Source organism: Neisseria sp. (genome assembly GCF_030527965.1).
GTDB lineage: Bacteria > Pseudomonadota > Gammaproteobacteria > Burkholderiales > Neisseriaceae > Neisseria.
The window spans coordinates 20,790-34,554 of the sequence record NZ_JAUMZU010000014.1 but is presented as its reverse complement, the minus strand read 5'-3'; the positions used below and the strand labels follow the sequence as shown (position 1 = coordinate 34,554).

Annotated in this window: 14 protein-coding genes; 3 read left to right on the top strand and 11 right to left on the bottom strand. The window is 50.2% G+C overall.

Going from position 1 to position 13,765, the window contains the following annotated elements; genetic code table 11:
- Positions 1–31: 31 nt before the first annotated feature.
- From Q4A84_RS07500 to Q4A84_RS07465, 8 genes are all read right to left on the bottom strand, one after another.
- Positions 32–1,027 (bottom strand): BtrH N-terminal domain-containing protein, encoded by a 996-nt coding sequence (locus tag Q4A84_RS07500; RefSeq protein ID WP_303088313.1) that lies wholly within the window; start codon positions 1,025–1,027, stop codon positions 32–34.
- A gap of 16 nt (positions 1,028–1,043) precedes the next feature.
- Positions 1,044–1,484 (bottom strand): hypothetical protein, encoded by a 441-nt coding sequence (locus Q4A84_RS07495; RefSeq protein ID WP_303088312.1) that lies wholly within the window; start codon positions 1,482–1,484, stop codon positions 1,044–1,046.
- 3 nt (positions 1,485–1,487) lie between these two features.
- Entirely contained in the window at positions 1,488–2,654 is a 1,167-nt protein-coding gene (locus tag Q4A84_RS07490) for a beta-ketoacyl-ACP synthase III (protein WP_303088311.1), read from the bottom strand.
- Between the two features lie 62 nt (positions 2,655–2,716).
- Complete coding sequence (locus Q4A84_RS07485; protein WP_303088310.1) at positions 2,717–3,625, bottom strand: dialkylrecorsinol condensing enzyme; 909 nt, start codon at positions 3,623–3,625, stop codon at positions 2,717–2,719.
- A 174-nt stretch (positions 3,626–3,799) separates the two neighbouring features.
- A complete protein-coding gene (locus Q4A84_RS07480; RefSeq protein WP_303088309.1) occupies positions 3,800–4,393 on the bottom strand; it encodes an outer membrane lipoprotein carrier protein LolA in 594 nt (197 codons plus the stop codon).
- A gap of 61 nt (positions 4,394–4,454) precedes the next feature.
- The gene (locus Q4A84_RS07475; RefSeq protein ID WP_303088308.1) at positions 4,455–4,892 is read right to left on the bottom strand and encodes a thioesterase family protein; all 438 of its coding nucleotides are present in this window, start codon (positions 4,890–4,892) and stop codon (positions 4,455–4,457) included.
- 4 nt (positions 4,893–4,896) lie between these two features.
- Positions 4,897–5,829: a glycosyl transferase family 2 gene (locus Q4A84_RS07470; protein ID WP_303088307.1), complete on the bottom strand. Its 933-nt coding sequence runs from the start codon at positions 5,827–5,829 to the stop codon at positions 4,897–4,899.
- A gap of 17 nt (positions 5,830–5,846) precedes the next feature.
- Positions 5,847–6,563 carry a glycosyltransferase family 2 protein gene (locus tag Q4A84_RS07465; RefSeq protein ID WP_303088360.1) on the bottom strand — a complete coding sequence of 239 codons (717 nt, stop codon included), beginning with the start codon at positions 6,561–6,563 and terminating at the stop codon, positions 5,847–5,849.
- Positions 6,564–6,779: 216 nt separating this feature from the next.
- Here Q4A84_RS07465 and Q4A84_RS07460 point away from each other — a divergent pair, with 216 nt between their 5' ends.
- Entirely contained in the window at positions 6,780–7,715 is a 936-nt protein-coding gene (locus Q4A84_RS07460; RefSeq protein ID WP_303088306.1) for a glycosyltransferase family 2 protein, read from the top strand.
- An 80-nt stretch (positions 7,716–7,795) separates the two neighbouring features.
- Here Q4A84_RS07460 and Q4A84_RS07455 read toward each other — a convergent pair whose 3' ends face one another.
- The 3 genes from Q4A84_RS07455 to Q4A84_RS07445 all read right to left on the bottom strand — a co-directional run bounded on the left by Q4A84_RS07455 (position 7,796) and on the right by Q4A84_RS07445 (position 12,398).
- Positions 7,796–9,184 carry a TolC family protein gene (locus tag Q4A84_RS07455; protein WP_303088305.1) on the bottom strand — a complete coding sequence of 463 codons (1,389 nt, stop codon included), beginning with the start codon at positions 9,182–9,184 and terminating at the stop codon, positions 7,796–7,798.
- A 77-nt stretch (positions 9,185–9,261) separates the two neighbouring features.
- The gene (locus Q4A84_RS07450; protein ID WP_303088304.1) at positions 9,262–11,199 is read right to left on the bottom strand and encodes a MacB family efflux pump subunit; all 1,938 of its coding nucleotides are present in this window, start codon (positions 11,197–11,199) and stop codon (positions 9,262–9,264) included.
- Between the two features lie 20 nt (positions 11,200–11,219).
- Entirely contained in the window at positions 11,220–12,398 is a 1,179-nt protein-coding gene (locus Q4A84_RS07445; RefSeq protein ID WP_303088303.1) for an efflux RND transporter periplasmic adaptor subunit, read from the bottom strand.
- Positions 12,399–12,772: 374 nt separating this feature from the next.
- Here Q4A84_RS07445 and Q4A84_RS07440 point away from each other — a divergent pair, with 374 nt between their 5' ends.
- Both Q4A84_RS07440 and Q4A84_RS07435 read left to right on the top strand, forming a co-directional pair.
- Positions 12,773–13,174: a type IV pilin protein gene (locus Q4A84_RS07440; protein WP_303088302.1), complete on the top strand. Its 402-nt coding sequence runs from the start codon at positions 12,773–12,775 to the stop codon at positions 13,172–13,174.
- Positions 13,175–13,261: 87 nt separating this feature from the next.
- Positions 13,262–13,726: a type IV pilin protein gene (locus tag Q4A84_RS07435; protein WP_303088301.1), complete on the top strand. Its 465-nt coding sequence runs from the start codon at positions 13,262–13,264 to the stop codon at positions 13,724–13,726.
- The last annotated feature ends 39 nt before the right edge of the window (positions 13,727–13,765 follow it).

The following is a 13,765-nucleotide window of genomic DNA, read 5'->3' as shown; positions in this document are numbered from 1 at the left end:
CAGCGGGCAACCCAACCCGAATCGGAACACATCAGATTTTCAACAATCCGCGCCACAAAGTTTCTTCCTCATCGGCAATGCCGCGTAAAAAGCGGGCAATCTCCTGACAGCCCTGCTCTGTGGGCTTTTTGCATTGTCTGACGCACATACTGGCAAACTGGCGCCAATGATCACCGATGTCGGTCATCTGCCGAGAAGCCGCTTCCAGCGTCGCATTGCCGCAGATGGCAGCGGCCTGCTCAAGAAAATAGGCATAAAGATAGCGGAACCCGGCGCCGCCGGTGCCGATTTCCTCCTGCATCCGCACAATATGGCCAAGATACAGTTTTTGATATTTTGCACTTTTCCCGCTAGTCGGCAGGGCTTCAATTTTTTTTGCCAACGTGCGTATGCCGCGCACACCCACAAAAAACACCGGCGCGAGCATTTGTCTTGCATTTTTTTTCACAGCAGTTTCAATCAATTTAGGCAATTCGGCGGCGTTCAAAGCCGGCACTTTCCCTTCGATACGATACATTAAACCTTTGGCCGCCAACGCACCTTTGGCAAAGCGGGCACGTTGCAAATCTTCCGCCGCACAACGTTGCACGCACTCAAACACCGGGTCGCTAACTAAATAATCATCACCCTCTTTCCCATAAACCAACAGATTATGGGCATTGAAATGAAAACGCATTTCCGGCGGGAAATACGGCAGCCAAAACACGGAAGTTTGCAGGCCGACCAATTCCTGCCGCGCCAAAGCAGCATCCAAAGCCGCCTGACCCGCTTCCGGCGAAGAAAACTTCTGAAGTTTTAAACGAATGCCAAGCGCCTTGCAAATGTTGCGAATAATGCCTCTCGGCGCGATTCTGAACGAAATCAGCGGCATGCCTGAAATTTTCACGATGGGCAGATAAACGAAAGTCAGCCCGTGCGCCAGCCCGAACACCATGGCTTCGTTAAAATCGCAACCGTGGTATTGCAGCAGCGTAGACATCACGCCGCTTTCGCAATGCGCGGTATGTTGGTGGGTAAAATCAGTCATATTTTCTAAAATCCGGTTACGGTTTTTCGGCTTCGCTTTTTTCAGACAGGCATTCATCCGCTGCCGCAAAAGGCCGTTGTAATTCTTCAATACCGATTTGCAGCGCCTGCAGATATTTATCCAGCGTTTTGGCCGGCAAGCGGTCAAACACTTCGGGGCGGAAATGACGGCGCACTTGCCAGCGCCACAAACCGGCCGCCTGAGCCAAACTGGTTTCATCGTGACGCAGACGGTACATATGGTAATACAGCGGCGAATACGCTCCTCGCAACACAGCCTGCCGCGCCGCCTCGGTTTGCTCGTCCAGCTCGATAACCGCCTGTTCGGTGGCGTATGCTTCGTCTTGCCAACCGGTGCTGGTGGCGGCTTCGTAATGACCATCGCGCGTACCGTAAATCACTTTTTGATGGCCATGATAGGTTTTACTGTTGTCTTGCGGGATATCTTCTATTTGCATAGCCTAAACCTTAACAACTTCCAACAACATGAAACAAGCGGAAAAGCGCCCGCTCTCGGGGATAAAACACAATACCTTCTGCCCGTTTTCGAGCGGGAAGGTACGCATGAATTCTTCCAAAATAATATAAATCGAAGCTGAACCGGTATTGCCCTTACTCGGCAGATTGGTAAACCATTTTTCCGGCGCAATCGGCAAACCCGCATTGTTCAGGCCTTCGGCCACCTTGTCGCGGAAAAACGCAGATGAATAATGCGGTAAAAACCAATCGATTTCGGCCGCGTTCAAGCCGTATTTTTCCATAATGCGCGCCAAAGGCTTCTCCACCGTGCAGCGCACGATGTTTTCATTGAGCAGCTTCACATCTTGTTTCACAGCCATAACGCTGTTGGCCTCGCAATAATCCGCGCCCAGCGCCTTAAAGCTGGTAAACACGCCCGCTTTGATTTCCGCGCCCGCATACATGCAGACAGGCATTTCGTGGGCATAAGAAACCAAATCGATAAAACAGATACGGAAACTAATGCCTTTGTCGTTCGGCCGGTGGCTCAAATAAGCCGCACCCGCGCCGTCGGAAAGCATCCAGCGCAGAAAATCTTTTTCAAAGCCGATTTCCGGTCTGGCATCATCCAGCACCTTCTGCGCCACTTCGCTGTGAAATACTTCGCCGCGCATAATCGCCGAGGCCGCTTCTGATGCAGAAGAAACCGCATGTTGATGCTCTCCGGTGCGCACGGCCTGATAAGCATATTTCATCGCCGCCATGCCGGCCGCGCAAACGCCGGCGGTCGTAACCACTTCCCAAGCAGGCGCGTTTTCCAGTAAACCGTGCAACATCACGCCCTGCCCCGGCATAATTTGGTCGGGATATGAAGTACCGTAAGTCAGACAACCGATTTCTTGCGGCGCCACACCCTGCCCGAATAAAGCCCTGACCGCCTCTGCGGCCAGCTCGGTGCTGTTATGGGTTGCCCTGCGGGTTTGCGGATCGATGGCATAATAGCGGTTTTGAATGCCGTTGGAACGCAAAATCATTTTACGCACCCGCGAAGGCACGTCTCCCACCATACCGAGCACAGCTTCCATGTCGTCATTCGATACCGGCTCATTCGGCAAAAAAGCCGCCACGCGATTGATGTAAACATCGGACAATAATGTATCTGGTTTCATCGAGTCGGTTGCCCCGTTTTTCTTCTCATCATATCAATTTATTTTTCAGGCAGGCATCTGCCCTATTCACCCGAAGGCCTGCTGAAATAAGCCTTTTCCCGCTCAATACTGCTGCGCAGCCACGGTGCAAGCAAACGCTTTACCAAAGCGCTGACGGGCACGACGGTCAATATCATGCCAATCAGAAACACCACATAAAACGCCAACCCGAAGCGTCTTAACAACGGCGAGATTCGCCCTGCCGCCATCAGCATGGCACCCCATAGCAAGAAGCTGCGCTTCGCCGCTTTTTCACTGAAAATCAGCTGTTCATTCACTTTTACCGCCCGCATGCCGTGAAACAGCGTTTCGTCTAGCGGATGATTTTGTTGCAAAACCTCAGCCAAACGCTTGCCGAAACGCGCACCGTCGGCCAACTCGCCAGCTTCTATACCCGCCGCCGGCAAGCACCGGAAAAACTGTTTCTTGCCGCTCAGCAGCCAAGCCGGCGTGGTAATAAAACTGGCCGCACTGCTGCACGCGTCGATTTTAACGATATTACCTACCAAACGGGCACCTGCTTCGGCCAACAGGCCTTTAACCGCTTCTTGTGCCATCAGCCACATATTGCGGCAACCGATTAAAGTAATTACCGGCGTATCGCGCAAAACCGCCTTGGCGGCAGGATGTTGCAAAAAAGCCGTTACCGGTTGGGCGGGCGATAAGAACCATACGGTATAAGCCAGCACCACGGCATCATAATGCGTCTGCGAAAACCGAGGCGGCTCAATCGGCATCGGCTGCAAGTGTGCCGTTTCAGGAAAAGTATTGAAAAAACGCCAAAACGGCCAAGGAAACGGATAAGGCGACTGCGGGCGCAAAACCAGCATTTCCACGTTTACCCCGGCCTCCTGCAAAGGTGCGGCAAATTGCTCCGCCAGCGTTTGCAGCTGGCCGGTTTGCGAGTAATACACCAGTAAAACGTTTTTCAAACTTTCCCCTTTTTTGCACGGATAAATATCACATAGCAAATTTTAACAAAATGCGGCATTTTTCGCATTAATGCAAGAAAATGCCGGAATTTCAGACAGGCATTTCTGCTATTATGAAACGCCGTGTCATTCGATTATGCCACACCATTCTGGCGGTATTGCAGAATAGGCGTGCTATAAAGCCTGTTTCGCAAAAGCATCCAGCGCTTTGCCCGTTTGGATCTGGTTAAACTGCATAACGGTTCGGTCGCCCTGCTTTTCGTTTAATTCGATGCGCCGCACCACGTTATCGCCACTGATTTCAATTTGATTGAAAATCTGTTTCATCACAAGAGTTTTCGGATTCAGGCGCAGCGTCCATGCTTGCTGATTGCCGGAAAGTTGCAATGCGAATTGTTTTTCCAAACCTTGCGTATTACCGCCGAGCAAATCCAAAAAGAGGCGGATTTGCTGGCTTTGCCCGCTCAGTTTGCTTGCGTTGACGGCCGACCAAGCATTGCCATTCCACTGCATGATACCGTCGGCACGAACACGCAAACGGTTTTCAAACGGCTTTTGCATGTGCCATAACAAGCCGCGCTTCGGCATCAAAACGAATTGGCCGTGCGTCGTCATCGGTTTGGTCAGCGATTTGAGATAGCGCTGCTGGGTAAACGCACCTTGCACGTTTTCCGGCTTTTGCAGAGTCTGCGCTAACTCGGCGGAGGAAAAGGCCCAAATCAGCGGGCTGGCAAGGGTTAATACGGTTGAAAAAATCAATTTTCTCATCACTTCAACTCCAAATCGAATCTTCATTTCGGTTAAACAACAAACAGCCGTTATGCTCTTTTCAGACAGGCTTAAAGGTCGGATGCGTTTTCACGGCGGCAAGCCAACTATCGGGGGTTTGAAACTGCATTTCGCCGTTTTCCAGCGATACCGCCACCTGAGTGGTGCTTGCTCTGGTCAGCTTTTCTCCGCTTGAAACATCAACAATCGTGTAATCGATGCGCAGGCAGCTTTCGATTTCCACCACGGCCAAATCAACTCGGATTTTCTGTCCGAAAAGCGCCGGGCGCACATATTTCAAGTTCATCTGCACAATCGGCCAGCTGAAGCCCTGCCGCCCCATCTCGTTGTAATCATAACCGATTGTGCTCAAAAACGCGCAACGCGCCACTTCAAGATATTTCACATAATGACCGTGCCACACAATGTGCATGGCATCGACATCAAAAAATGGCACTTCTATTTCAAGGCTGTGGTAGCAGTAAGCATGTTTCGCCATTATGTTATTTTTCTTTCCAAAAATTGTAAAAGTTAAACCATTGCAAGGGATTTTGCCGGCATTCCTGCGCCAATCTGTCGGCAAACCGCTGGGCAGCTTCAGACACGGCGGCATTGCGTTCGCCCCGTTTCCAATCGGTGCTGTCTAAAAAATGACGTAATTTCAAATGATAGCGCCCGTTTTGCTTGATGCAAAACAGCGTATGCACGCGGGTTTTCAGCAGCCCGGCCAACAACCACGCGCCTTGCGGCATCTCTGCCTGAGCACCCAAAAACGATACGGGAACGGTTTTTTCACCGCGCACCGGCACTCTGTCGGCCGCAATCGCCAGCCATTCCCCGGCATCGATACGTTTGTTTAACTCCATCATAAACGAAGCATCTAAATCAGTTACTTGAATCAACTGGATTTTATCCGCACCTGCCTTGCCCAAGGCTTCGTTAAACGCTTGAGCGTGGCGGCTGTGCACCAACACGTTGAGCTTGAAGCCTTTGTGGTGCGACACCAAAGCACGGCACACTTCCACATTGCCTACATGCGAACAAACGAAAATCTGCCCGCGCAGGCTGCGGTCGCCGACCAATGCGGAAACGCCGTCCGGGTCGTCTACGACCAAATGCTCGTAGCGAATTTTGCGCTGCCAGACGGCAAAGCGGTCGCACACGGCTTCGCCGAACGCCACAAATTGCCGAAACACGCCTAAGCGGCTCGGTAGCTGAACATCAGGAAACGTCGCTTTCAGTCTTTGTTGGTATTGCAATATGTTTTTCCGCTGCTCGGAAGCCGTCAGGTAGAAATACAGCACAACTATCCTGATGCACGGATTCATCAGAAAAGCGGGCAGATAACGCACCATCAGCGTGGTGAGGGCGAGAAACAGGCGGCTGCCGCGTTCGTTTTGTGCAGCCCAATGGGTAGGGTTCTGAGCAGGAGTCATGGTTTTCAGACAGGCCTCTATTTTTTCTGTGTTAAACGACGGTAAACCATCTCACAAAAAAGTCTGGCGTGCATTTTACTGATGAGCAGATTATCGTCAAACGCTCTGAAATGCGATACGCCGCCGCTTTCGTATTTTATCGGGGTTTTCACCCATTGCAGCTTCACGCCGCGCCAATAAAGACGAATCAAAATTTCGGTATCGAAATCCATACGATCACCAACATGTTCTTCCCGAATAACGGCCAACACGGGCGCCAGCGGATAGAGGCGAAAGCCGCACATGCCGTCTTTAATATCGTGTGAAAACGTATGCACCCAATTCCAAAAATCGGTGATTTTCCGGCCATACAATCTGGCCTTGGGCGCGTCGCTGCCGTATTGCGGCCAACCGCAGATAACCGCTTCGGGGTGTTGCGCCGCCATTTCCAACAGTTTCTCCGTGTCTTCCAGATGATGCTGCGCATCGGCGTCGACCTGCAAAAAATGAGTGTAGCCATGCTCTTCCGCATATTTCAGCCCGGCCTTTACCGCTGCCCCTTTGCCGCCGTTAACCGGCCGGTACAATACATGCACGCCGGTTTCTTGCGCCAATGTTTCCAGTATCGGTTTGCAGTCGGCACGCGAGCCGTCGTCAACCACCAACACATCCAAGCCGAATCTACGCATGGCGGCAACCACTTGCGCGACCGTGTCGGGATGATTGTAGTGGGGAATAAGGGCTAAAGTTTTCATCATCTTTTGCGGTAAAGTTAGGTTTCAGACAGGCATTTTGAATATGCAAGTGTATCTTATCATGGCATGATGCCTGTCTGAAAAACCGTTTCAACCTTGCCTCGAACCAAGCGGCCGATGGTTTTTGTCTCTAATCCGCATCATCCGCCAACCGAAGCCCTGTCGTTCTTCGGTATAATGCGCCACCTTGAAAGCGCTATCGCATAAGGATAAAACATGGAACAGGTCGACCTGATTTTTATCAACTGGAATTCCGCTGATTTATTGTTTGCCGCCGCACGCACGCTGGAGCAAACCAGCCTGCCCTACCGCATCTGCGTAGTCGACAACGGTTCGGCCGATGATTCCTGCGCGCAAATCCGCAGCCGCCTGCCGCAAGCCGAGCTGATTGAAATGGGTTACAACGCCGGCTTCGCCGCTGCCGTGAATGCCGGGCTGAATGCAGCACAAAGCCGCTATGCGCTGATATTAAACACGGATATCGAATTTAAAAACGATGTGCCCGCTTTGCTGATAGATGCGCTTAAACAATACGACGCCGCCCTCGCCTGCCCCGAATTGCACCGCCCCGACGGCTCGCTGCAAGCCGCCGTGGTGCCCGAACCAACTCTGTTCACCGAGCTAACCAACCGCAGCATCGCGCGGCGTTTTCTGCATTACGACCAACAGGCGCCTTCGCTGGTCAAGAGCATCGTCGGCCCCTGCATGGCGGTGGACATCGAAAAACTGCGCGCTTTAGGCTTCGGGCAAAACGGGCAGTTTTTCGACCAGCGTTTTTTCTTTTTCTTTGAAGAAACCGATTTCTGCCGCCGCATCGTTCAAGCCGGCGGACGCATCGTTTACCAGCCGCAAGCCCATTTGATGCACATGCAGGGCGAAAGCGCCAACAAGCGCCCGGTCGGCGCGCGCGTTCAATTTCAGGAATCCCGTTACAAATATTTCCGAAAACACTACGGCATCGCAGCGGTTGCCTTATTGTTTGCCGGCACGCTGTTGCGCACCTTGGTCAATGCTCTGGTGCAAACGCTGGCCGCGGCTTTTGCCTTTGGCCGCAAGCCCAACAAAGCATGGGATAAAGCCTGTGTTTATTGGATGCTGACCCTGTGGCATCTGCTTTTATGCAAACCGCGCTGGAGTTTTGACAAACGCTGAAATCCTTCAAAGATACTCAAAAATAAAGAAATGCCTGTCTGAAACCTTTTTTCAGACAGGCATCGACGTTTTTATACGGCTTATTTAGTGCTGTAACGCCCGGCCATGGCTTTGAATATCAGGTTTTCGTATTTCAATACTTCGTAACGCTGGTTCAGCACATCTTGCGCCGAGGTGTATTCGGTATTGAGCGCCTCCAGCCAATCTTTCAGCTCGTTTCGGCCATGCTGATAGCGAACTTGGTAATAGCGGCTGTTTTTCTTATCCAATTCGTATTTCTGGCTGGTATTAACCAAAGATTGTTTGGCCTGACCGTATTCCAGATAATACGTGTTCACTTCGTTTAGCGCGGTGGTTAGGGCGGTTTCGAAATCCAAACGGGCGCCGTCAAATTCGGCTTGAGTGGTTTTATTTTGCCATTTCAGAGTTTTCCAATCGAGGAAAGGCAAGTTTACGGCCACGTTTCCGGCCAGAAACGGCACGTTAAACATGGTTTTCGCTTTGTCGGAAGACGTGCTTAAAGTGGCGCCCAAGGTAACGCTCGGATACCAGCTGCGCTTCTGCGCTTCCACATTGCTGACTGCGGCCTGCAAGCGCGCCTCTGCCGCACGCAAATCGGGGCGGTTGGCCAGCGTGGCAATCGGCACATTCAAATCGACTTCAATCGGATTGCTCAAACGATAAGCATCCGGTGCGGCACCGATGGCTTCGTTCGGCCTCAGATTAAGCAGGTTGCGTAAAGTTTGCTCTTGCGTATCACGGGTGCGCTTGAGATTGATTAAATTGTTGCGGGTGGAAAGCAACGTTTGCTCGCTCTGGCGCGGATTGGCCGAAGAAACTTTGCCCTCGCGGTATTGCACCCGCGCAATCCGGTCGATTTCCTCATAGCGTTTCAAGGTGGCTTCAGTCAACCGGATGGCCTCGTTAAGGTAGGCGATATTGAAGTAGGCATCGGCCACACTGTTGATAAGCGAAAGCTTGGCGGAAGCCAAATCATAACGGGTTGCTTGGTATTCGCTGACTTTGGCATCGGTTTGCGCCTGCAATTTCCGCCACAAATCAATCTCATAACTCAATCCGGCCTGACTGCCGAAAGAATCCGTCCGGCTGCCGCCGGTTTTCAGGTTTTTACGCGTGCTACCTTCCAGCGAACCGTTTAAAGTGGGCAACTCGGCCGCACCGGAAAGTTTGGCCTGATAAAGTGCTTTGTTAACGTTAACCGCCGCTTTTTTCAAATCGGTGTTGTTAGCTAATGCCTGCGTCATCAGCGTGTTCAGACCTTCATTCTGGTATACGGTCCACCATTCGGGGTTAATCTGGTAACGGGCAGCCGTTTCCTCAGAAGAAACAACGCTGCCGGAGGATTCCACCGTCAGGCCGGAACGCGCGAGATTGTTGGAAGCGCAAGCGCTGAGGATAAGCACGGCAATCAGGCTGATGCCTGTCTGAAAAGATTTATTGTGTTTCATTGATTTATCCATGACAGATGAGCTGGATGCTTTCAGACAGGCTTCATATTGCAGCCGATGCCTGTCTGAAAAAGACGTTAGTCATGTGCCAACGCATCAATTGGGTTAAGTTTGGAAGCACGGTTGGCCGGAATGTAACCGAATATCACACCGATAGCGGTTGAACAAGCTACCGCGCCGATAATCGACATAGTGGAGAAAGACATCGCAAAATCGGCAACAAAATGATTGAACACCAAGCTGATAAAACCGGAAAGAACAATGCCGGCCAAACCGCCGATTAAGCAGATTAAAATCGCCTCAATCAAAAACTGTTGCAAAATATTGCCCTGCCGCGCGCCGATGGCCATGCGCACGCCGATTTCTTTTGTACGCTCGGTTACCGACACCAGCATGATATTCATCACGCCGATACCGCCGACCACCAGCGAAATCAAAGCGATGCTGGAAATCAAAAGCGTCATCGTGCCTACCGTACTTTCGATCGTTTGCTTGATGCTGTCGCTGTTGTTCATAAAAAAGTCTTCCGTACCGTGGCGCGAAATCAGTAATTCCGTCAGGCCCTTCTCCGCAGCCTGCGAGCTGGCGCTGTCGCTGATTTTAACGATAAGGGAGCTGATGTATTTCTCACCCGTAATCTGATTCATTACCGTCGTATAGGGCGACCACATCATCAAACTGTCGGAATCGCCAAATGAATTTTTCTGCTCTTTCACGATGCCGATAATGATCAGAGGCCGTTTTTTAAACAAAATCGTTTTACCCAGCGGATCTTCACCGTCGCCGAACAATTTTTTCTTGATGTTTTGGTCAATCACCACAACCTGAGCATTGTCTTTAACGTCATCCTTATCAAACAGCCGCCCTTTATCGAGCTCAAAGCCGCGAACGTCAAAATACTGTTCGCCCACGCCGTAAAGCTCTGCGGTCAAATCAGTGTTGCGATAAGTCAGCGTGCTGTTGGCAGAAATCCTCGGCGTCACGCTCGACACGTAACTCTGCTTGCCGATAACCTCGGCATCGTTAACCGTCAGCGTTTTGATTTTTCCGCTGAAACGGTCGCCGAAGCCCTTGCCCGGGAAAATACTGATTGTATTGGTACCCAAAGCGCTGATGTCTTCCAAAATCTTTTCTTGCGACCCTCGGCCCAAAGCCACCACCGAAACCACCGAAGCAATCCCGATAATAATGCCGAGCATGGTCAGCAAAGAACGCATTTTATGCGCCACGATAGCCTGTATCGACATCTTAAAAGATTCGATAAACTGATCTTTCCGAAACAGCCACGAGCTGTTCTCGGGAACGCTCTCAATCTGGCTCGGCGGAATGTCGCTGTTTTTGCTTTCGTCTGAAATAATGCAGCCGTCTTTGATTTCAATCACGCGGTTAGCCTGCATAGCGATATTGGGATCATGCGTTACCATGATAACCGTATGGCCTTCTTGATGAAGCTGGCGGATGATTTCCATCACATTCTCGCCGCTCTTCGAATCCAGCGCCCCGGTTGGTTCGTCGGCCAGAATAATCTCGCCGCCGTTCATCAGCGCGCGCGCGATACTCACCCGCTGCTGCTGCCCGCCCGACAGTTCGCTCGGTTTATTGTCTTCTTTGCCATCCAAGCCCAAACGTTGCAGTAACGCATCGGCGCGCTGATTGCGCACTTTGTGCGGCGTTCCGGCATAAACCGAAGGCAGTGCCACGTTATCCCGCGCATTCAAAGCGCTCAGCAAATTATAGCGTTGAAAAATAAAGCCGAATCGCTTGCGCCGCAGGCCGGCTAAATCGTCCGCACTCATTTTGGCCGTTTCCGTGCCGTCGACCATATAAGAGCCGGAGCTTGGTGTATCCAAACATCCCAAGATGTTCATCAAAGTTGATTTACCCGAGCCGGATTGGCCGATAATCGCCACGAAATCGCCTTTTTCGATTTTCAGATTCACATCCCTCAACACATGCACCTGATTGGCGCCGGAACCGAAATAGCGGTTAATGTTTTTACATTCAATCAAACTCATTGGAACTCTCCGCCCCCGCCTTACATCGGCGGGCCGCCGCGGCGGTTATTATCAGGATTCTCCTGCTCTGCGGCACTGACTTCAGACACCACCACTTTATCGCCTTCTTTCAGGCCGGATTTCACTTCAATCGCAACGCTGTCTTTCAAGCCTGTCTGAATTTCTTTTTCTTGAGCATTGCCATCGGCACCCACCACTTGCACGTATGACTTGCCGTTACGTTTTTTCACGGTCAACGCCGGCACGGTCAGCACATTCTGAGCGCTGGTAATGAAAACCGTGTTCTGCGTCGTCATACCGATGGAAAGCTTGCCGTCCGGATTGGGCACCAATGCGCGCGCGTAGTAGTAAATCGCACTTTCACTGTTATCCGTGCTGGTGGTTGTGCTATTGCTGTTTGATAACGTAGTTTGCGCCGGATCAATGCTTTCAAGCGTTGTGTCAATCGGCGTATCCGGCTCGGAAAGAATCGTAAATTGAATTTTCTGACCTTTTTTTACTTTAGTGATATCGCCTTCCGCAATTTGCATCTTATTCAGCATCGTGCTCAAATCGGCCAGCTGGATAATCGTCGGCGAGCTTTGTGCCGCATTGATGGTTTGCCCTTCTTCAACAGGCAAAGCCACCACCGTGCCGTTCATGGGCGCGACAATACGCGTATAGCCCAAATCGGCTTCGGCCGTATTGATGGAAATCTGAGTCTGCCGAATAGACGAGCTCAGCTCTGTCATTTTGGCTTTCGCCTCGGCCAACGCATCTTGCGCACTTTCCAAATCTTCTTTAGAAGTAGCATTTTCCGCCCAGAGCGCTTTTTCGCGTTTATACTTTTTCTCTGCCGAATTCAAAGCGATTTTGGCCGACGCCAATTGCGCTTTGAATGTATCTAGTTTTGCTTTCAGCGTGTTCAGCTCGTTTTTTTGCGAAGTGGAATCGATTTCGGCAATCAAATCGCCTTTTTTAACTTGCTGCCCCAGTTTGACATACAGCTTTTTAATCTGCCCTGTCGCCTGAGAACCGACTTCTACCAAGGAGGAAGATGTCAATTCACCCGTTGCCGACACCGTTTGGCTGAGAGTGCCGCGTTTAACTGCTTCCGTAATAAAAATAGGCTTATCCTGAGGTTTCAGGTAAGTCCATCCGGCATAAGCCGCTACAGCCAGCGCAACCGGAATAACAACCCATTTGATGGTTTTTTTCATAATTAAAAATACTCTGTTGTATGTTTAAAATCGCAGCGAAGTTTACTGTATGCCACCTTACCCGCCAAGCATGAAAAGCCTTTTTTCTCAACAATACCCTGTTTTCTCAACAGAATCTTTCTCCGGCTTTACACAACACAACCTGCTTTAATCAATTTCCATAACAAAACAATTGCTTAACCTATAAAAAACAGCCCAAAACCAAAACCAAAACAAATATTTTCATCCGGCAGTCTGATTTCACACCTGTTAGACCAAGAATAACGATATAATTCTCCATATTTTCCAATATCATGCAAACGGGCAAAGAAAAGGCATTTCCAACATGCTTTTTCTTAAATGAAAAACACAATTACATTACAAATTAAAACATTATGAAAATCACCGACCAACAAAACGGCTTTACATTGGCAGAAATGCTGATTGTTGTTTTAATCTTAGGCATTCTCGCCACCATCGCCTATCCGTCTTACATCAAATACGTTCATGATACAAGAATAGAAAATGCGCGCGCCGATTTGCTCTACAATGCGCAGCAGCTTGAACGCTTCTATATTCAAAACCATTCGTTTATCGGCTTTAACAATCTGAAAAACGATAATAACTATTTCGAGATTAAATTTGCCGATGGCTCTCCGAGTGCCGATAGTTTTACCTTACTCGCATTGCCCAAATCGGCGACCAATTCCGGTGAAGAGCGCGTTCTGCGAGTCGACGACAGCAATATCTTGGTCATTTGCACGTCTGAAGCCCAAGATAACTGCCAAGTGCAATAAATATTTTGACAAGCAACCTTTGATTCCGCATACTGCTTTACAAAACTATAAACAAGATTATTATATTCACATAATCGGATTACCGTTATGCAAAGCAAATTGCTCTCTTCCGGCTTCACGCTGGCCGAAATGCTTGTCACACTTGCCGTATTCTGCATACTCGCGCTGCTTGCCTATCCTGCCTACACAAGCTACATCAACAATGCCAGGCTGAAAGAAGCACAAGGCATTTTAATCGGCAACGCCCGCTTTATGGCGCAGTTTTACACCCAACATCGCTCGTTCAAACAAACTTCCACCACATGGCCCGAACTGCCCGTTAGCGCCACCCACCATTTTTGCATCAAGCCTCAAGGCAACGCCCGAGGCGCCAATACTGAAAAGTTTACCCTTAAAGCTGTTGCACTGGATAAAACGCAGGAATCGCGGGTTGTGAAAATCAACGAGGCTCATCAAATCATTGTTTGTGAGTCGAGCAGCAGCGTATGCGACGATAGCGCCTTTTTTTCCGCTGCCAACGGCACGGACAAGCAATGCACCGTCGTTCATTGAAAATGAAATCGGCTTACAACTTTATTCGATTCAGACAAC

Excerpts from the sequence above, each read along its gene's own strand:
- Q4A84_RS07500 (WP_303088313.1), bottom strand. The coding sequence starts at position 1,027 with ATGACTGATTTTACCCACCAACATACCGCGCATTGCGAAAGCGGCGTG.
- Q4A84_RS07495 (WP_303088312.1), bottom strand. The coding sequence starts at position 1,484 with ATGCAAATAGAAGATATCCCGCAAGACAACAGTAAAACCTATCATGGC.
- Q4A84_RS07490 (WP_303088311.1), bottom strand. The coding sequence starts at position 2,654 with ATGAAACCAGATACATTATTGTCCGATGTTTACATCAATCGCGTGGCG.
- Q4A84_RS07480 (WP_303088309.1), bottom strand. The coding sequence starts at position 4,393 with ATGAGAAAATTGATTTTTTCAACCGTATTAACCCTTGCCAGCCCGCTG.
- Q4A84_RS07475 (WP_303088308.1), bottom strand. The coding sequence starts at position 4,892 with ATGGCGAAACATGCTTACTGCTACCACAGCCTTGAAATAGAAGTGCCA.
- Q4A84_RS07470 (WP_303088307.1), bottom strand. The coding sequence starts at position 5,829 with ATGACTCCTGCTCAGAACCCTACCCATTGGGCTGCACAAAACGAACGC.
- Q4A84_RS07465 (WP_303088360.1), bottom strand. The coding sequence starts at position 6,563 with ATGAAAACTTTAGCCCTTATTCCCCACTACAATCATCCCGACACGGTC.
- Q4A84_RS07460 (WP_303088306.1), top strand. The coding sequence starts at position 6,780 with ATGGAACAGGTCGACCTGATTTTTATCAACTGGAATTCCGCTGATTTA.
- Q4A84_RS07455 (WP_303088305.1), bottom strand. The coding sequence starts at position 9,184 with ATGAAACACAATAAATCTTTTCAGACAGGCATCAGCCTGATTGCCGTG.
- Q4A84_RS07450 (WP_303088304.1), bottom strand. The coding sequence starts at position 11,199 with ATGAGTTTGATTGAATGTAAAAACATTAACCGCTATTTCGGTTCCGGC.
- Q4A84_RS07445 (WP_303088303.1), bottom strand. The coding sequence starts at position 12,398 with ATGAAAAAAACCATCAAATGGGTTGTTATTCCGGTTGCGCTGGCTGTA.
- Q4A84_RS07440 (WP_303088302.1), top strand. The coding sequence starts at position 12,773 with ATGAAAATCACCGACCAACAAAACGGCTTTACATTGGCAGAAATGCTG.
- Q4A84_RS07435 (WP_303088301.1), top strand. The coding sequence starts at position 13,262 with ATGCAAAGCAAATTGCTCTCTTCCGGCTTCACGCTGGCCGAAATGCTT.